The organism is Paraburkholderia sp. (genome assembly GCF_047605525.1).
GTDB lineage: Bacteria > Pseudomonadota > Gammaproteobacteria > Burkholderiales > Burkholderiaceae > Paraburkholderia.
In genome coordinates this window covers 271621-290489 of the sequence record NZ_JASGFN010000002.1, presented here as the reverse complement: position 1 = coordinate 290489, position 18869 = coordinate 271621, and the positions used below count along the sequence as shown (strand labels likewise).

Below are 18869 nucleotides of genomic sequence, written 5' to 3'. Positions count from 1 at the left end.
GGCTTACCAGTCGTAGCGCAGCGTCGCCAGCGCGACGCGGCTCGTGCCGTAGTAGCACGCGTTCAGACTCGTGCAGGTCGCCACGTAGCGGCGATTGAACAGGTTGTTCACGTTCAGCGAAAAGCGCACGCCGTCGAGCTTCGGATTCAGTTGCCCCAGTTCATAGCCGAGCGCGAGATCGACCAGCGTGTTCGACGGAATGCTGACCGTGTTGGCCGAATTGCCGTACGTCTGACCGAAATAGCGTACCCCGAGCCCGACGTTGAACGTGCGTAGCGGACCGCGCGGCACCGTATAGTCGGCCCACAGCGAGGCCTGATTGCGGGGCACGACGATCACGCGCTTGTCGAGGTCCGAGCCGTTGCTCTGGATAACCGTTGCGTCGGTATACGTGTACGACGCGATCACCTTCAGGCCTTCGGCGACTTCGGCGTTCGCTTCGAGCTCGAAGCCCTGCGAGCGCACCTTGCCCGACTGCGTCTGGAATTGCGGATGCGCGGGATCGACCGTCAGCGCGTTGCTTTGCGTCAGCGTGAACGCGGCGGCGTTCGCGGAGATCGCCGCGTGCGCGGGCTGGTACTTGATGCCGGCTTCGTACTGCGTGCCGGTGGTCGACTGGAACGGCGTGCCGTTGAACGACGTGCCGATGGTGGGCTGGAACGACCGTGCGTACGCGATGTACGGCGCGATGCCCGCGTCGAATACATAGCTCAATCCGACCCGGCCGGAAAACGCGCTGTCGTTCTGCGTCGCGGTGGTGTTCGCGAGGCGATTGGTGGTCGACGTATCGACCCAGTCGTGACGCCCGCTCAAGGTCAGGCGCCAGCGCTCGAACGCAAGCTGGTCCTGCAGATAGAGGCCGACCTGGTTCTGGATCTGCGACGTGCTCTGCGCGACGGGCGGATGCACGATCGACGCGCCATAGACGGTGTCGAACAGATCGATCGACGGCGCGGAGCCGTAGCCGAGCGCGATACGGCTCGATTGCCAGCGGTAGTCGAGGCCGACCAGCACGGTGTGCGCGATCGCGCCGGTCTGGAATTGCGCCTGCGCCTGATTGTCGAGCGTGAAGTTTTCCGCGTGTTCGGGGGCGGACAGTACCTGCCGGTTCAGCGTGCGCAGATCGGCTTGCAGGCCCGCGCCGGCCACCGCGAACAGGTTCGTGTCGAGGTACGCGTAACGCAGTTTCTGACTGACCTTCCACGTCTGATTGAAGCGATGCTCGAATTCGTAGCCGAGCCATGCCTGCGTGCGCGAGTATTCGTCGACGCCCGGTTCACCGACGTATTTGCCGTACGGAACAGTGCCGTTCGGATTGCCCAGCAGGGTGCCCTGCGCGGGCAGGAACTGGATCTGCGGCTCGCCGTTGTCGCGTTGATAGAGCGCGGAAAAAGTCAGGCTCGTGTCGCGGTCGGGGCGCAGCGTGATCGAAGGCGCGACGAGCACACGGCTTTCCTTCGTGTGATCGATCTGCGTGCCGCCGTCGAAGCCGAGCGCGGTCAAGCGGTAGAGCACGGTACCGTCCTTGTCGAGCGGACCGCCGACGTCGAACGCGCCTTCATAGCGGCCGAACGTGTTGGCCTGGAGCTGCACGGTATGCACGGCTTCCTCGGGTGGGCGCAGGCTGACGAAGTTGACGAGGCCCCCAGGCGGAATCGATCCATACAGCGACGACGACGGTCCGCGCAGAATCTCGATGCGCTCGAGCATGAACGGATCGACCTTCGGCCGCCCATAGAGACTCGCGCCATACGGCAAAAGCATGCCGTCGAGAAACAGCGTCGGCTCGAAACCGCGGATACGCAGCGAGTCGAAACGGTTGTCGACCGGATCGGTGCCGGCCTGCACGCCGGGCGTGTACCTGACGGCGTCGACGAGACTGAGCGTGCCCTGCTCCTGCATCTGGTTGCGGCCGATCACGGAGATGGCCTGTGGCGTTTCGAGCAGCGACGTATCGGTTTTGGTGGCGGTTGCGCTGCGCGTGGCCGCGTAGCCGGCAAACGGCCCGGTGGCCGTTTCGCGCTCGCGCGTCGAGGCGACCTTGATCGGCGGCAGGGTGGTCGCCGCGGCGCCGGTCGGCGTGGATGCCGCCGCCGGCGCGGGTTGCACGACCCAGGCGCCGTCCATTTTCGCCACGGCGGTGAGTCCGGTGCCGTCGAGCAAACGTTGCAGCGCTGCCGCGGGCGCATAGGTGCCGTGCACGCCCTGGGTGACCTTGCCGCGTACGTCGGCGGCATCGTACGACACGCTGACGCCTGCGCGGCGGGCGAATGCATCGAGCGCGGTGTCGACGCTGCCGGTCGCGATGTCGAACGAACGGGTCGCGGCGACGTCGGCCGGCGCGGCGCCTTGCGCCTGCGGCGTGGACGATACGGTCGCGATGCCGAGCGCGAGCAGGGTCGGCACGAGCGCGCGGCGCGCGCGCTGGGCGGCGCGTCCACGCCGGCCTGCATCGGCGCGTGGAGCGGAATGGCGCGGAGTACGGCTGGGATTCACGTTGGTCTTCCTCGTCGGACAATGGGTTGAGTCGAGCCATCAGGCTGCTTTCCCCTATTGCCGGACGAGAAGCGAAATCCCCTCATGTTTCGCGAAAAAAATTTTTACGACGCGCCGGCCGCGTGCAGCGTGACCCAGTAGCGGGTGCGGAATGTCAGCGACAGATGCAGGTGGTCGGCGAGGAAGGCGAGCGTGCGATCGGTATCGGCGGTCTGGAACGCGCCCGAAACCGGCAGCGACGCGATCGCCGGGTCGCAACGCAGCACGCCGGTGCGGTAGCGCGACAGCTCGGCGAGGAAGCGCTCGAGCGGCATCTCGTGCGCGACGATCACGCCGTCGAGCCAGTCGGACGCCGCGGACGCGGGCATGTCGACGCGATACGCGCGCGTGCGGTCGAACTGATACACATCCCCCGCGCGCGCGATGACGCGCGGGCCGTCCGGCGGCGCGATCTCGACCGCGCCCTGATCGACGCCGACCCGCGCGCTCGCCGGATCGAGCCGCACCGCGAACTCGGTGCCGAGCGCCTGCAACTGCCCGAAGCCGGTCTGCACGTAGAACGGCCTTTTTACGGCGACGCCGGCGTCGTGGCCGGTGCGCACGTAGATTTCGCCGCGCAGCAGCTCGATCACGCGCCGGGTGTCGTCGAGGCGCACGTTCAGCGCGGTATCCGTATTGAGCACGAGCGTGGTGCCGTCGCTGAGCCGCACGGTCTTGCGCTCGCCGGTCGCGCTCGCGTAGTCGGCCGTCGCGCGTTGCCACGGCGCGCTTTCGCTCGCGAACCAGCCGGCCAGCCCCGCCGCGCCGAACCAGCCGAGCGCCTTCAGCGCCTTGCGGCGCTGCCCCCGGCTGCGGTTGCGGCGCGCGGCTTCGCCGAGCGTGTCGAGCGCCAGCTTCGACGGCACCTTGCTGAACGGCTCGCCGAGCGCCGCCACGCGTTGCCACGCGGCTTCGTGTTCGGGCCGCTCGGCGCGCCAGCGCTCGAACGCCGCGGTCTGATCCGGGCCGGCGCGATTGAACTGCAGGCGCACCGACCAGGCGATCGCGGCGTCGACTATGGCGGAATCTATGTCGTCGTTCATCAGCGGGGAGGGGCGGGCGGCGGACGCGATGGGCTCAACTCGCGTAGACCTGGTCGTAACAATGACGCAGCGCCTTGGCGAGATAACGCTCGGCGGTCGCGACCGAGACGCCGAGGCGCGTCGCGATCTCCGGCACCGTCGCGCCGTCGAGCCGCGCCCACAGCAGCGCGGAGCGCATCGCCGGGGCGAGTCCGTCGAGTACCGCGTCGATGCGCACCAGCGTTTCCAGCACGATCATCCGCACTTCCGGCGACGGCACCTGCGGCTCGGGCATCTGCGCGAGCACATCCAGCCACGCCTGTTCGATATCGCGGCGGCGCCAGTGATCGACGACCAGCCCTTTGGCGATCGAGGTCAGATAGGCGCGCGGCTCCTGCACCGCGTGCAGGTCGGACGCCGCGCGGCAAATGACGCGCAGGAAGGTGTCGTGCGCAAGGTCGGCGGCATCGGCGGCATCACGCACGCGGCGGGTCAGCCAGCCGACCAGCCAGCGGTGATGTGCCGCATACATGCCTGCTGCCATGGGAGGAGACGGATCGGACCGCATAGACGGAATCGGGCGCAAATCGGGCACAAGCGGGAAGTGATCGGATATTACTGGAAATGAGAATCATTGTCATCAAAGCAAAAAACATTAAATGGGATGTCGGCTTATGGCGACGGTGATCGCCGGCGATCACCTCGCGGCCGATTCCGCGATGCGCGGGGCAACAGGGATAGGCAGGCGGTCTGTTTCGATACCGACGGTCCGCGAGCGGAGCGGATACGGCGCGGACCGTGGGTATATCCGGACCGTGGGGAATCTACTGGGCAGCCACTGCCGCGCGTTCCGCTCGCGCGAGAACATGGCGATTCACCGGCCGCGGCAGGCCGAGATTTTCACGCAGCGTGCGCCCTTCGTATTCCGTGCGGAACAGTCCGCGCCGCTGCAATTCCGGCACCACCAGTTCGGCGAATTCGCCGAGACCGCCGGGCAGCCACGGCGACATGATATTGAAACCGTCCGCGCCGTCTTCCTCGAACCATTGCTGCAATTGATCCGCGATGCTTTGCGGCGTGCCGATGACCTGCTGGTGTCCGCGCGCGCCCGCGATACGCAGATACAGATCGCGGATAGTCAGGTTTTCGCGCCGCGCGAGATCGAGCAGCAGACGCTGCCGGCTCTTGCCGCCATTGGTTTCCGGCAGATCCGGAAACGGTCCGTCCACGGGATAGCTCGACAGATCGACGCCGCCCGCCATATTGGAGAGCAGCGACAGGCCCACGGTCGGATGAATCAGTTCCTGGAGCGCGGCGAATTTCGCGCGCGCTTCTTCTTCGGTCCGGCCGATTACCGGAAAAATGCCCGGCATGATCTTCAGATGATCCGGCTGACGGCCATAGCGCGCGAGCCTGCCCTTGAGGTCGCGATAGAACGCCTGCGCTTCGTCGAGCGTCTGATGCGCGACGAACACGACTTCCGCGGTCTGCGCGGCGAGTTCCTTGCCGGCCTCCGACGCGCCCGCCTGCACGACGACCGGCCAGCCCTGCGGCGAACGCGCGACGTTCAGCGGCCCGCGCACCCTGAAATGCTTGCCGCGATGGTTGAGCACGTGCAGCTTGTCAGGATCGAAATACACGCCGCTTTCCTTGTCGCGCAGAAACGCGTCGTCTTCCCAGCTATCCCACAGGCCCGCGACGACGTCATGGAACTCCTTCGCGCGCTCATACCGTTCGCCATGCTCGGGATGCCGGTCGAAGCTGAAGTTCAGCGCCTCGGACTCCGTGCTCGACGTGACGAGATTCCAGCCCGAACGGCCGCCGCTCAGATGATCGAGCGACGCGAACTTGCGCGCCAGATTGTACGGTTCGTTGAAGGTGGTCGACACCGTCGCGATCAGCCCGATGTTGCGCGTGACCACCGACAGCGCCGACAGCAGCGTTAGCGGCTCGAAGTGGTCCGCGCGCGCGGTGCGCGACAGCGAGGGCAGGTGGGTATCGCGCACGCTGACGCTGTCGGCGAAGAAGATCGTGTCGAATTTGGCGCGCTCCGCGATCTGCGCGAGTTGCGCGTAATGCTGGAAATCGAGTCCGCCGCTCGCATGCGTGTCGGGATGCCGCCACGCGGCGATATGGTGGCCGGTTTCCATCAGAAACGCGCCGAGCTTGATTTGCCGTTTGCTGTTGCTCATCGTCTGCTCCGTAGCATGCCGCTGGTTGTGAGGCGGGCCGCGCGCGTCACCACGCGAGCCGCCATTCGGTAATCGGCGGATGACTAGCCCCTGCATGCGGCAAGCCGCCATCACCATCGTGCGGCAGCGTGCCGGGCTCGCCGAAGTCGGCCACGATCTCGTCGCGCAAACGGATGAAGCCCGGGTCGCCGCGCTCGCGCGGGCGCGGCAACGCGACCTCGACGATGCGCCGGATGCGGCCCGGACGCGGCGCCATCGTCACGACACGATCGCCGAGATAGATGGCCTCGTCCACGTCGTGCGTGACGAGAATCATCGTGATGCGCTCCTGCTGCCAGATGCGTTGCAATTCGTTTTGCAGCCGGCTGCGTGTGAGCGCGTCGAGCGCGCCGAACGGTTCGTCGAGCAGCAGCACGCGCGGACGGTTGACCAGCCCGCGCGCGATCGCCACGCGCTGCGCCATGCCGCCCGACAACTGGTGCGGATACGCATTCTCGAAGCCCGTCAGGCCGACGAGCGCAATGTGTTCCGCTACCGCATCGCGTTTCTGCTTCGCGCTCAACGGCGCATTGCGCAGCGCCGCCAGGATGTTCTGCGAAGCGGTGAGCCACGGGAACAGCCGATGGTCCTGAAACACGATGCCGCGTTGCAAGGACGTGTCGCGCACCTGTTCGCCGGCAACGAGGATGTCGCCGCTGTAGTCGGTATCGAGACCGGCGATCAGGCGCAGCAACGTCGACTTGCCGCAGCCGCTCGCGCCGAGCACGCTGATGAATTCGCCGGGGCGCACGCCCAGCGTGATGTCGTCGAGCACGTCGAGCGCCGCGCCATGCTGGACGTAGCGCTTGCGCACGTGACGGATGTCGAGAGCTTCGGATACCGCGGCGGTCATGAGAATGATCCTGTAGAAATGGGCGCACGCGTGTGCGCCGGCATCACGGCGCGCCGAATGGGCGCCGCGCGAAAAGAGCCCGCTCGGCGCGGCGCGCCAGCGCATTGAGCGCCCAGCCAGTCAAACCCACGACGATGATGCCGAACAGCACGAGGTCCATGCGGAACTGCTCGCTGCCGTCGATCAGCAGATTGCCGATGCCGCTCCCCGATACCAGCAGATATTCGGCGCCGAGCGTCGCGAGCCACGAATAGATCAGCGCCAGATAGAGGCCCGTGAAAATCGACGGCAACGCGGCGGGCAGAATCACATGGACGGCCAGTTGCAGCCGCGAATAGCGAAACGCGCGGGCCACTTCGATATAGCTGCGCGGCACCGCGTGGATGCCGTCGCAGGTGTGCGCGGTCACCGGCAGCAACGCTGCCAGCGACAGAAACACCACCTTGGCCGCATCGCCGAGTCCGAACCACACCGAAATCAGCGGTATCCACGCGAACAGCGAAATCTGCTTGAACGTGTCGAAGCTCGGCCCCACCATGCGCCGGGCAATGCGCGAGAAACCCAGCAGGCTGCCTAGCAGCAGGCCGCCCAGCGTGCCGATGACAAAGCCGCTCGCTTCGCGCGCGAGCGAAGCGGACAGCGCACGCGCCAATGCGCCGCTCGCCGTTTGCTGCCAGCCGGTTTGCAGAACCGCGAGCGGGCTCACCAGCAGGCCGCTTTTCACGAGATGGAGCGCCGCGACGACCGACCACAGCACGAGCGCGACAGCGGGCAACAGCACGCCGCGCCATGCGATGCGGCGCCGGGTGGCGACGGCTTTCGCCTGCTTGCGCGGCTGCCGGGGCGGCGCCGCGCAGTCGCATGGCGGCGGGCCCTCGCGTAGCGAACGGTTCAGGCCGCGCGGCACGCGCTGGGTAGAAAGAAAGCGCATGGGGTTCCTTTGCTTTTGTCTTGCCGCGGCATCATTCACGGAACGCGGACGGCCGGCCGCGCCGCAGACGCGCTTCGAGCGAATCGAGCAGACGGTTGACGATAAAGCCGATCGCGCCGACCACGACGACGGCCGCCATCACCAGATCGAGCTGAAATAGCTGCCGTCCATAGACGATCAGATAGCCGAGTCCTTCCGACGACGCGACCAGTTCGACGACGACGAGCGCAAGCCACGCCTTCGTGAACGCGAGCCGCACGCCGGTCGCGAGCGTCGGCACCGCGGCGGGCAACACCACGTGGACGATCCGCTGCCATCGGCTATAGCCATAGCCGCGCGCGACTTCGTCGAGCGTGTGGGGCGCCTGGCGGAAACCCTGCAACGTACTCAGCGTGACGGGCACGAGCGCGGCGTGCGCGATCAGGATGTACTTGAGCGGCTCGCCCACGCCGACGAGCAGCAGCAGAAACGGCAGCCAGCCCAGCACGGGGATCTGCACGACGGCGTTGAAGCTCGGCAGCACATAGGCTTCGAGCGTGCGCGACAGACCGAGCGCCGCGCCGAGCGCGAAGCCGAGCAGCGTGCCGATGCCGAAACCGCACAGCACCCGCTGCAGGCTGATCAGCGTGTGACGCGCGAGATCGCCGCTGCGCGCGAGTTCCATGAACGTCTCGTAGACGCGCGCGGGCGGCGGCAGGATCTGCGGCGCGATCCAGCCGCGCGCGCTGCCGATCGTCCAGAGCGCGAGCAGTATCGCCGGCAACAGCCACGGCGCCACGCGCCAGGCGGCGCCGCGCAGCCACGCGCGCGTGGTGCGTCGACGGCCGGCACTGCCGCCGGCGGCCGTGGCGAGAGGGATCGCTGTATCGCTCATCGTGGACCCATCCCGTTAGCTGAGCGGCTTGCCGGCCGCGTCGTAGCGTGTCCAGTAATGGTCGAGTTTTTGCGCGTGCAACGCGTTGTCCAGATAACGCGGCTCGAACCACGTATCGACTTCGACGGGCTGGCGAATCAGCTTCAGCTTCAGCGCATCCTGGGCGACTGCCTTGTAGCGCGCGACGATGAACGGATCGATCAGCGGCGAGTTACGGTCCTTGAGCGTTTGGTGTGCGAATTCGGCCTGCCACGATGCATAGCTCACGCCGCTTTTCGCCCACAGCCTGAACAGCGCATCGCGGTTGTTTTCGTCGGACGACCACTGCGCGCCCTTGACGAATGCGTTGACGACGCGCTGCACGACATCCGGATGAGCCTGTTCGAAATCGTCGAGCACGAGCAGATGGGATTGCCGCGTGAATTGCGGGCCATCGGTCTGGGACTCGTAGACGACTTTGGCCAGACCTTCGTCGCGCAGCTTGTATACGTGGTAATCGTTGACCGACGCGTCGATGCCTTTCGAGGCCAGCGCCGCGAGCGCGCTGGCGGTATCGAGATTGATCACGCGCAGGTCGCGTTCGTCGAGCTGGTTCGCGGCGAGCGCATTATCGGCGACGAGCTGCAGATTGGTGCCGCGAAAGAGAGCGACGCGACGCCCCTTGAGGTCCTTGATCGTATGGACGTCGGAATCCGGCGGCACGGCAATCTTGATGCCGACCCGAACACCGGATTCGAGCAGGATATGCGTCTTCAAACCATTGGCGCGAGCGAGTACCGACGGCAGGTCGCCTTGAAACGCGAAATCGAGCGACTTGTCGGCGATCGCTTCGTTCACGGCGGGACCCGCGCCTTTGAAGAAGAGCCACTGCACCTTGATGCCATCCGCCGCGAATTCTTTTTCGAGCAACTGCTGCAACTGCACGGTCGCGGCGGGCGAGCCGCCGAACGTGGGCGGATCGCCCGCGCCTTGCTGCGCGACGCCGATGCGAATGACGGAGAGCTTGTCGGCATGCGCGTGAAGCGTGGCAGTGGTCAGCGCGGCGCATACCGCAAGGGATTTCAGGAGCTTGAAATAGCGCATGGTTTCCGTGGTGGAACGAGGGGGCCGCGCACGCCAGGTGCAAAGCGCAATCGAGTATAGAAAGGCGCGGCCGCGCGCTCCAATAACGAATCGTCGAATCGTTATCGGCGGTTGTCATTTGCGTGCCGATCGCGATCGGCGACGTCATGCGCCCGGTTCGCGTGGCCCGTTTCCTCGCTGGTCATTGCTCATAACGTTATGAGCTTTGCTTGGTTGCGGTTCGCCTCAGTGCCCGCTAACGTCAGCGCATTTCACGTCGGTCCCATTGAATTGAATTCGTGACACGCTCATGAGCAGACGCAACGGACACCTGCGCCTCGGCGCTTTCCTTTATCCCGCCGGACATCACATTGCCGCATGGCGGCATCCTCGGGCACAGGCGGACGCCGGCGTGAATTTCCGCCACTACGTGCAGCTCGCGCAGGCAGCCGAGGCCGCGAAGTTCGATCTCGTCTTTCTGGCCGACGGCGTGGGCACACGCGGCGACAACGTCGACTTTCTGAGCCGCACCGCGCACAGCTACGTCGCGCAGTTCGAGCCCATTACGCTGTTGTCGGCGCTCGCGGCGGTGACTGAACGAATCGGGCTCGTCGGCACCGCATCGACGAGCTTCAACGAGCCGTATCACATTGCCCGCAAATTCGCGTCGCTCGATCACATCAGCGGCGGACGCGCGGGCTGGAATCTCGTCACGTCGTCGAGCGAGCACGAAGCGAAGAACTTCAACCGCGACACGCATTTCGATCACGCCGAACGCTACGAACGGGCCGCCGAGTTCGCGGCGGTCACCACGGGGCTGTGGGACAGTTGGGATGACGATGCATTCGTGCGCGACAAGGCCGCGGGGCGCTTCTTCGAGCCGGCGAAGCGCCACGTGCTGGATCACAAGGGACGCTTCTTTCAGGTGAAGGGGCCGTTGAACGTCGCGCGCGCTCCGCAGGGACATCCGGTCGTGGTTCAGGCGGGATCGTCCGAAGCGGGCCGCGATCTCGCGGCGAGAACGGCCGAGGTCATCTTTACGGCGCAGCAAACCTTGCAGGACGCGGTGGATTTCTACGCCGATGTGAAGGGGCGCCTCGAAACTCATGGCCGTCGCCCGGACGATCTGAAGATCATGCCGGGGGTTCTGCCGATTGTCGGCCGCAGCGAGAGCGAGGCGCGCGAGAAATTCGACGAGTTGCAGTCGCTCGTCGATCCCGCGGTCGGACTCGCGCTGGTCTCCGGGTTGACTGGCGGCTTCGATCTGTCCGCCTATCCGCTCGATGGCCCGATTCCGCCGCTGCCGGACACCAATGCGAGCAAGAGCCGGCAATGGCTGACGCTCGAACTGGCGCGCCGCGAAAATCTGACGATCCGGCAGCTTTATCTGCGGGTGGCGGGCGCGCGCGGTCACTGGCAACTGGTCGGCACGCCCGCGCAAATCGTCGATCAACTCGAAGAGCGTTTCGTGCATTACGGCGCCGACGGTTTCAACGTGATGCCACCGGTGTTGCCGGACGGCCTCACCGATTTCGTCGAACTCGTGCTGCCCGAATTGCGCCAGCGCGGCCTGTTCCGCGAAGAGTACGAGGGCCGCACGTTGCGCGAAAACCTGGGCTTGCGGCGACCCGCGGTTCGGGTGCGCTAGATGAGGCGCGACATGGATTTGCAGCGGTTCGCGTTGGCTTCGCCTTCTTCGCGCATGCGCCGGCGGCTGCTTGGCCGGCTCGCCGCGGGCAGTCTCGTCGCATCGCAAGCCGCGACGGCCGCCGAGCTGCTCAAGCCACTGGAGATCGCACCGTCGAGTCGCGTGCCGGGTGCGCCGATACTCGACCATCCGTATGGGGTGCCGTCGCCGTACGAAGCAGATGTCGTGCGGCGTAGCGCACGCGCGTGGCCGTTGCCCGGCGCGGCTTCGTCGATGACGCCGCTGGCCGATCTGCACGGCACGCTCACGCCTAACGGTCTGACTTACGAGCGCCATCATGGCGGCGTGCCGGACATTCATCCCGATCAGCATCGATTGGCGATTCACGGCTTCGTACGAACGCCGAAGCTGTTCACGATGGACGACCTGCTGCGCCTGCCGTCCGAATCGCGCATTCATTTTCTCGAATGTTCCGGCAATACCGGCAGCGAATGGAATGGTCCGAGCGGCTTGCCGGTACAACTCACGCATGGTCTGCTGTCGTGCTGCGAATGGACCGGCGTGCGGCTGTCGACGTTGCTCGACGAAGTGGGCGGTCTCCTGAAGCCGATCGATGCGGCGAACGGCTGGCTGCTGGCCGAGGGTGCCGACGCGGCGGCGATGACGCGCAGCTTGCCGCTCGAGCGGATACTCGAGCGCGCGCTCGTCGTATATGCGCAGAACGGCGAACGCTTGCGTCCGGAGAACGGTTATCCGTTGCGTCTGATCGTGCCGGGCTTCGAGGGCAATACGAACGTCAAGTGGTTGCGTCGGCTCAAGGTCGTCGACGCGCCGTTGCAAACGCGCGAGGAAACCTCGAAATACACGAGTCTGCTCGCCAACGGCAGCGCGCGACAATTCGTGTTCGAGATGGATGCGAAGTCGGTGATCACGCGGCCGTCGCCGGGGCATCGCCTCACCACGCACGGCTACTATCCGATCACCGGGCTCGCATGGTCGGGGCGCGGGACGATCCGCAAGGTCGAAGTGTCGACCGACGGCGGCGCGAGCTGGCGGCTCGCGCGCCTCGACGGCGTGATTCACGATCGCGCGCTCACGCGTTTTCACGCGGATTGGCAGTGGGACGGCGGCGCCGCCGCGATTCTGTCGCGCGCCACCGATTCGACCGGCTACGTGCAGCCGACGCGTGCGGAACTCGTCGCCGCGCGCGGCCTGAACTCGCAGTACCACTACAACGCGATCCAGTCATGGCGCGTCGACGCGAGCGGCGAGGTGCGCAATGCGTGACGGCCGCTCGCAGCAGATGCTCGTGCGCGTGGCGCTGGGCTCCTTACTGGCGTTGACGGCGCTGGCCGCATGTTCGTCGATCGCGCCGGATGCCCGGAGCACGGCAGCGGGCCACGGCATCGGCACACCGCTCGGCGAGCGGGAGCTTGCCGCCTGGAACATCGACGTCGCGCCGGATGGCCGGGGCCTGCCGGCGGGCAGTGGCGACGTCGCCACTGGTGCGCGTCTTTTTGCGGCGAAGTGCGCGATGTGTCACGGCGCGCTCGGCGAAGGCGGTCTCGGCGATCCGCTGGTCGGCGGCCGAGGCACGCTCGCCAGTGCGAAGCCGAAGCGCACGGTAGGGAGCTACTGGCCTTATGCAACGACGCTGTTCGACTATATCCGTCGCGCGATGCCGTACAACGAACCGGAATCGCTGTCCGCCGACGACGTATATGCGCTCAGCGCGTTCCTGCTCAACCAGAACGGCATCGTCCCCGCCGATACGCGGCTCGACGCCGCATCGTTGCCGCTCGTGGTGATGCCCAACCGCAATGGCTTCGTCGCCGATCCACGTCCGGGACGGCTCTAACGCGTCGACGCGATCGTCGGCATGACCGGCGGCCGGCCAGCGGGTGCCGGCTGCTTCAGGTCCGCGCGCGGGCGCGGCTATCGGGCGAAGCGCCGAACGCCGATCGTTTTGCCAACAAGCCGGCACTCGTGACGACGAATGTACCGGCCCCGCCCCCCGCATCCGCACCGCCGCATCAATTCAGCGCAACCGCAGCCGCCGCGCCGACAGGCGAGCCTTCGATCGCCACCGATTGCCGCCCGTCGGGACCCACCGGCACATCGCCGACGAGCGTCGTGCGATACAACTGCCGATCGAAGTCGAGATCGAAAATGTCCGTGGGCGCGAGGTGCGCGGTGCTGCGGTTGTCCCAGAACGCGACGCTGCCGGCTTCCCATTTGAAGCGCACGGTGAATTCGGGCCGTGTCGCGTGTTCCCATAACAGTTCGAGCAGCGCCTGGCTTTCGCGCGGCGTCACGTCGACGATCGACTTCAGAAAACTCGGACTCACGTAGAGCACCCGTTCGCCTGTTTCCGGATGAACCCTGACGAGCGGATGTTCGGTGACGAGCGTACGCTGCTCGACGGCTTTGACAAAGGCGTCGGTGCCGGTCGCGCCGGCCGGCGGCGTGAAACGATGAATGCCACGCAAGCCGTCGACGAAAGTCCGCAGCGGCTTCGACAGCTTCTCGTAGGCGATCGCCAGATTGGTCCATTGCGTGTCGCCGCCATACGGCGGGATGGTGACGCCCCGCAGAATCGACGCCCACGGCGGATTGAGCGCCGCGGTCACGTCCGTATGCCAGCCGCTCCATGGACGCAACAGCGCCTGACCTTCGAAGCGCGTCGCCTTGCGGTACTTCGAAATCGAATAGACCTCGGGATGATCTTCGACGTGTCCGAACACCGGATGCCCCAGCGTCAGTTCGCCGAATTGAGCGGCGAACGCGATGTGCTGCTCATGCGTGAGAAACTGCTCGCGGAAAAACACCACACGCCATTTCAGCAACGCCGCACGAATCTGCGCGACCTGGCCCGGCGCCAGTTTCCGCGTCAGATCGATGCCGTGAATCTCGGCGCCGATATGTGCGGATAGCGGTTTGACGTCGATCGGCTGTACTTCATGCAATGCGGCTGCGCTCATGCGAGGCTCCTGGAAAAGAGAAACGTAACCGGTGTCGGCTCATGGGCCGCGGACGTTCACGTTAAATTCGCCAGTGCCTGAATCCAACCAATCAATGCGTATATGAAAATGAGCAACGCTGCACATGCAGGCGGCCGGATCGTGCGCGGCGCCTCAGCGCGCATCGGGCGACGAAGAGTCGAACAGGAGCTTCACGATTTCCCGCGTCGGCACGCTGGTGATCAGCGTCGACATTTTGCGAAGACGAAACCAGCGGCATCTGAGGATTTCGTTGGCAGGTTCTGGCCGCGCATCGTCCGGCAGTATTGTAAAAAACACGTGATGTCGCTTGTTCAGGCCGCCGAACTGGAAAAGATAGCCAAGCTCATCCAACGTGAGGGTCGTTTCCTCGGATAGTTCGCGTCTCGCGGCATCCGCGGGGGATTCGTCACGTCGAATCGTGCCGCCGGGCAACGACCAGCGTGATCGTCCACGTTCGACGAGAAGAATTCTGCCGCGTTGCCAGCATACGATAGTTGCTCGGTCTTTCATGCTCGTGTGTTGAGTGCATTGCCATAGTGGCGGGTGAGTGCCGCGCGCGTTGGTGGCGAGTCCGGCGTCTCCCCGCTACGGCTTTCGTCGGAAGCAAACAACGCGCCAAGGCCGCCGACGCGCCGCGCGCCCTTACTCGCGGAACGTCTTCGCGGTTTCAGCCGCGGCCCGCCGCAGATCGGGCACGAACGCGAGCAGGTCGTCGAGCGCGACGCGCCCGACCGGCGCCTGGACGGCGATCGCCGCGCAGGCGCGATTGCGGTCCAGCATCACCGGAACGGCGATCGCGATCAAGCCCTGCAGATGCTCCTGATTGTTGATCGCGAGCTGGCGGCGGCGCGTCACGGCCAGTTCCTTGCGCAATACGTCGCGGTCGGTGATGGTGCGCTCCGAATGGGCACGCAGCGGCAGCGTTTCGATCACGCGCTCGCGGCGCTCCTTGGGCAGAAAGCTCAACAGCAGCTTGCCGCTTGCCGAGCAGTGCAGCGGCACGTGCGAGCCCGGCTGGAGATGCATGCGCAGCGGCCATTCGGTCTCCACGCGGTCGACGTACACCACGTCATTTCCCGCGAGCATGGTCAGGTTGCACGTCTCGCCGATCTTTTCGACAAGCTCCTCGAGCAGCAGATGCCGCGCGGCCGCCGGCCCCGCATGCATCAGCACGTTCACCGCCATCATTCTCACGCGCGCCGAACACTCGTATAGCTTGTCGTTGGCGCCGCGCGTGACGAGCCACGCGTCGGTAAGCTGCGCGAGTATCCGGTGCACGGTCTGCTTGGGCAGATCGAGCGCGTGCACCAGATCCGTCATCGCCAAAGGGCGCCCCGCGAGGGCGAGCGTTTCCAGTACGCGGAACGCGCGTACCGCCGCCGCATTCGATTGGTTCGAGGTGGACACGCGTTGTCTCCTGCCCTATGTGTTCATCATGTGTTCATCGCGGTCGGTTTACCGCGTAGCGCCATTGTGCATCTCACCGCGCAATTTTCGGGACTGGAGAAAGTCCCGAAAATTGCAAGTTCCTCGTCTGTGCCGCCGTCTGTCGCCGATTTCGCGGGAATCGGGACTCGCGGGCGCTTACCGATGAATAGATTGGCAGTACAGCCAATTCATCGATCGGGAGTGCCGTAGATGCATGTGAAAGACACCATTGTCGAGAGCGGCGGCGCGAGCCTATCCGACGCGCCGGCCGAGCGGATCTCCGCGCTCGTCGCGCGCGCGCGCGCCGCGCAGCAGGCCTTCGAGTTCGCCGGGCAGCAAACGCTCGATACCGCCGCTGCCGCGGCGGCATGGGCGATCATGGAGCCCGCGCGAAACCGCGAGCTCGCGGAGCAGGCGGTGCGCGACACCGGCCTCGGCAACGTCGAAGACAAGTTCCGCAAGAACTACCGCAAGACGCTCGGGCTGCTGCGTGACCTGCACGGCAGGAAGACCTGCGGCGTGATCGCGCGGGACGAGGCGACGGGCATCGTCGAGATCGCGCGCGCGGTCGGGGTGGTGGCGGCGATCACGCCCTCCACCAATCCGGCCGCGACGCCGGCCAACAAGATCATCAACGCGCTCAAATGCGGCAATGCGGTCATCGTCGCGCCCTCGCCGAAAGGCTATGGCGCGTGCGAGACGCTGATCGGTTTCATCCACGCGCAGTTCGCGAAGGCGGGGCTCGACCCGGCGCTCGTGCAGATGCTGTCCGCGCCGGTGGACAAGGCCGCCACGGCCGCGCTGATGCGTGAGGCCGACCTCGTGGTCGCCACCGGCTCGCAGGCGAACGTGCGGATGGCCTACACCAGCGGCACGCCGGCGTTTGGCGTCGGCGCGGGCAACGTGGCGTCGCTCGTCACGAGCACGGCAAACCTTCGCGACGCGGCGCACAAGATCGCCGCGTCGAAGACCTTCGACTACGCGACGAGCTGCTCGTCGGAGAACAGTGTCGTGATCGAGGACGCGGTCTACGACGCCATGCTGCGCGAGCTGGCCGCCTGCGGCGGCGTGCTGCTCGACGCCCGGCAAAAGTCGCGGTTGCAGGCCGCGATGTGGACCGACGGCAAGCTGTCCGCGCGCTGCACCGCGAAATCCGCGACGCAGATCGCGCGCACCGCGGGCCTCGACGAGGTGGCGACGCGCGAGCCCGCGTTCCTGATGGTTGAGGAAAGCGGCTTCGGGGCGAGCTATCCGTTTTCGGGCGAGAAGCTCGCGCCCGTGCTCACGGTCTACCGCGCGCGCGATTTCGACGCTGCCGCGGATACCGTGCGCAGCCTCTATGCGTACATGGGAGCGGGCCACTCGGTCGGCCTGCACACCGGCGAGCCGCACGAAGCCGTGAGGCTGGGCTCGACGCTGCCGGTGGCGCGTGTGATCGTCAACCAGGCGCACTGCTTCGCGACGGGTGGCAACTTCGACAACGGCCTGCCGTTCTCGCTCTCGATGGGGTGCGGAACGTGGGGGCGCAACAACTTTTCGGACAATCTCGGCTTTCGTCAGTACCTGAATATCACGCGCATCGCGTATCCGATCGCGGAGCAGGTGCCCGAACTCGACGCGTTGCTCGGCGACTATTTCCGGAGGTTCGGTCAATGAGCGCGCCCGCGACGATCCGTGCGCTGATCGAAGCGCGCGCGGTGCAGTACCCGGACAAGCCCTTCCTGCTGGCGGCGCCCGACGAAGAGGCGGACGCGGTCGCCGGCCAGGTTACCGAGACCGGCGCGACGCTCACCTTCGGCGCGTTGCTCGAGCATTGCCGGGTGCTCGAGATCCGCTTTCGCGACGCCGGCCTCAAGCCGGGCGACGTCGTGTCGGTCCTGATGGGCAACGGCGTCCAGACCGCCACGCTCCTGCTCGGCGCGATGTACAGCGGACTGATTGCGCATCCGCTCAATCTGCTTTGCCAGGTCTCCCAGCTCGCCTACATCGTCGAACACTCGGATACGCGGATGATTTTCGCGAGCGCGCAGACCGGCGCCGCGCTCGCGGCGGCGCTCGCCGTGCTGCGCGAGCAGGGCGTGACACGCGACATCGCGCTCGTGCAGACGGAACCGGATGCGGTCGCGCTGCCGGTATTGCCGGCACTCGAAACGACGGCCGCCGATGTTGCGGGCGCCGATCCGGCGCCGGCGGACACCCACGCCCGGCCCGCTTGCACCGGCGCCGACATCGCCCTCCTGATGTACACGTCGGGTACGACCGGTGCGCCGAAGGGCGTGCTGCTGAGTCACGAGAACCTGTGCGCGAACGCGCGCAACATCAGCGTCGAGCACCGCCTCGCCGCCGATGACCGCGTGCTGGCTTCGCTGCCGCTCTATCACATCAACGGTCTCGTCGTGACCTTGCTCGCGCCGCTCTGGCACGCGGGCTCGGTCGTGCTGACGCCGCGCTTCTCGGCCCGCACGTTCTGGCGCGCCGCCGCCAGCTATGGCTGCACGTGGATCAATGTGGTGCCGACGATCGTCGCCTATCTCCTCAATGGCGATGAACCGGACGGGCTCGACCTGTCGGCGCTCAAGTTCTGCCGCAGCGCGTCCGCGGCGCTGCCGGCCGACCATCACCGCGCGTTCGAGGCGCGCTTCGGCATCGGCGTGATCGAGACCATGGGGATGACCGAGACCGCCGCGCCCGTTTTCAGCAACCCGTACGACGTATCGCTGCGCAGGATCGGCAGCATCGGCCTGCCCTCGGGCAGCGAAGCGCGCGTGATCGACCGCGACGGGCGCGAGTGCGGGCCGAACGAGTGCGGCGAAATCGTGCTGCGCGGCGCTCAGGTCATGCGCGGCTACTACAAGCGCCGCGAGGACACCGCGAAAGCGTTCACCGCCGATGGCTGGCTGCGCACCGGCGATCTGGGCTATCGCGACGACGAAGGTTACTTCTACATCAACGGCCGCTCGAAGGAACTGATCATCAAGGGCGGCGAGAACATCGCGCCGCGCGAGATCGACGAGGCGCTGCTGCGCCATCCCGGCGTGCTCGACGCGGCGGCGGTGGGCGTGCCCGATCCCGCCTACGGGCAGGAGATCGTCGCGTTCGTGGTGCCGCGCGAGGCCCACTGGCACGGCCCGCCCGATGCGGCGGAGCTGCGCGCGCACTGCCTGCGCGAGCTGGGCCGCTACAAGACGCCGCGAGAGTTCCGCTTCGTGAGCGAACTGCCGCGTGGCCCGTCGGGCAAGGTCCAGCGTCTGAAGCTGGTGGCGCCGCCCTCGGGCTGATGCAC

At 66.3% G+C, this 18869-nt stretch carries 16 protein-coding genes; 5 read left to right on the top strand and 11 right to left on the bottom strand.

The genetic code is table 11. The annotated features are described in order from the left end of the window. Positions 1 to 3: 3 nt before the first annotated feature. From QM685_RS03655 to QM685_RS03620, 8 genes are all read right to left on the bottom strand, one after another. Positions 4 to 2496: a TonB-dependent siderophore receptor gene (locus QM685_RS03655; RefSeq protein ID WP_415112819.1), complete on the bottom strand. Its 2493-nt coding sequence runs from the start codon at positions 2494 to 2496 to the stop codon at positions 4 to 6. A 104-nt stretch (positions 2497 to 2600) separates the two neighbouring features. Further along, entirely contained in the window at positions 2601 to 3578 is a 978-nt protein-coding gene (locus QM685_RS03650; RefSeq protein ID WP_415112817.1) for a FecR domain-containing protein, read from the bottom strand. 34 nt (positions 3579 to 3612) lie between these two features. After that, positions 3613 to 4101, bottom strand: coding sequence for a sigma-70 family RNA polymerase sigma factor (locus tag QM685_RS03645; protein WP_415112815.1), 489 nt, complete (start codon positions 4099 to 4101; stop codon positions 3613 to 3615). 280 nt (positions 4102 to 4381) lie between these two features. Further along, the gene (locus QM685_RS03640) at positions 4382 to 5749 is read right to left on the bottom strand and encodes an LLM class flavin-dependent oxidoreductase (RefSeq protein ID WP_415112813.1); all 1368 of its coding nucleotides are present in this window, start codon (positions 5747 to 5749) and stop codon (positions 4382 to 4384) included. A gap of 46 nt (positions 5750 to 5795) precedes the next feature. Continuing rightward, positions 5796 to 6641, bottom strand: a complete 846-nt coding sequence (locus QM685_RS03635; protein WP_415112811.1) for an ABC transporter ATP-binding protein — start codon at positions 6639 to 6641, stop codon at positions 5796 to 5798. Between the two features lie 43 nt (positions 6642 to 6684). Next, positions 6685 to 7572: an ABC transporter permease gene (locus QM685_RS03630; protein ID WP_415112809.1), complete on the bottom strand. Its 888-nt coding sequence runs from the start codon at positions 7570 to 7572 to the stop codon at positions 6685 to 6687. Between the two features lie 31 nt (positions 7573 to 7603). Continuing rightward, positions 7604 to 8446 carry an ABC transporter permease gene (locus QM685_RS03625; protein WP_415112807.1) on the bottom strand — a complete coding sequence of 281 codons (843 nt, stop codon included), beginning with the start codon at positions 8444 to 8446 and terminating at the stop codon, positions 7604 to 7606. 15 nt (positions 8447 to 8461) lie between these two features. After that, positions 8462 to 9529, bottom strand: coding sequence for an ABC transporter substrate-binding protein (locus QM685_RS03620; protein ID WP_415112805.1), 1068 nt, complete (start codon positions 9527 to 9529; stop codon positions 8462 to 8464). 289 nt (positions 9530 to 9818) lie between these two features. On the opposite strand from QM685_RS03620, the gene QM685_RS03615 reads away from it, so the two are divergent. From QM685_RS03615 to QM685_RS03605, 3 genes are read left to right on the top strand one after another with little or no spacing between them, the layout of a single operon-like run. Then, positions 9819 to 11156, top strand: coding sequence for an LLM class flavin-dependent oxidoreductase (locus tag QM685_RS03615; RefSeq protein WP_415112803.1), 1338 nt, complete (start codon positions 9819 to 9821; stop codon positions 11154 to 11156). A 12-nt stretch (positions 11157 to 11168) separates the two neighbouring features. Next, on the top strand, positions 11169 to 12443 hold the full coding sequence (soxC, locus tag QM685_RS03610) for a sulfite dehydrogenase (RefSeq protein ID WP_415112801.1): 1275 nt from the start codon (positions 11169 to 11171) through the stop codon (positions 12441 to 12443). Then, the gene (locus QM685_RS03605) at positions 12436 to 13014 is read left to right on the top strand and encodes a c-type cytochrome (protein ID WP_415112799.1); all 579 of its coding nucleotides are present in this window, start codon (positions 12436 to 12438) and stop codon (positions 13012 to 13014) included. The genes soxC and QM685_RS03605 overlap by 8 nt, the downstream gene beginning before the upstream one ends. Positions 13015 to 13189: 175 nt before the next feature. Here the strand turns inward: QM685_RS03605 and QM685_RS03600 are convergent, their stop codons facing one another. From QM685_RS03600 to QM685_RS03590, 3 genes are all read right to left on the bottom strand, one after another. Further along, positions 13190 to 14137, bottom strand: coding sequence for a TauD/TfdA dioxygenase family protein (locus tag QM685_RS03600; protein WP_415112797.1), 948 nt, complete (start codon positions 14135 to 14137; stop codon positions 13190 to 13192). 153 nt (positions 14138 to 14290) lie between these two features. Beyond that, positions 14291 to 14668 carry an NUDIX hydrolase gene (locus QM685_RS03595; protein WP_415112795.1) on the bottom strand — a complete coding sequence of 126 codons (378 nt, stop codon included), beginning with the start codon at positions 14666 to 14668 and terminating at the stop codon, positions 14291 to 14293. 132 nt (positions 14669 to 14800) lie between these two features. Continuing rightward, complete coding sequence (locus tag QM685_RS03590; RefSeq protein WP_415112793.1) at positions 14801 to 15565, bottom strand: IclR family transcriptional regulator; 765 nt, start codon at positions 15563 to 15565, stop codon at positions 14801 to 14803. Between the two features lie 231 nt (positions 15566 to 15796). Between QM685_RS03590 and sauS the strand changes: the two genes are divergently transcribed. After that, positions 15797 to 17242: an acylating sulfoacetaldehyde dehydrogenase gene (gene sauS, locus QM685_RS03585; protein WP_415112791.1), complete on the top strand. Its 1446-nt coding sequence runs from the start codon at positions 15797 to 15799 to the stop codon at positions 17240 to 17242. Beyond that, positions 17239 to 18864, top strand: coding sequence for an AMP-binding protein (locus QM685_RS03580; RefSeq protein WP_415112789.1), 1626 nt, complete (start codon positions 17239 to 17241; stop codon positions 18862 to 18864). Before sauS ends, QM685_RS03580 begins: the two co-directional genes overlap by 4 nt. Positions 18865 to 18869: the final 5 nt, after the last annotated feature.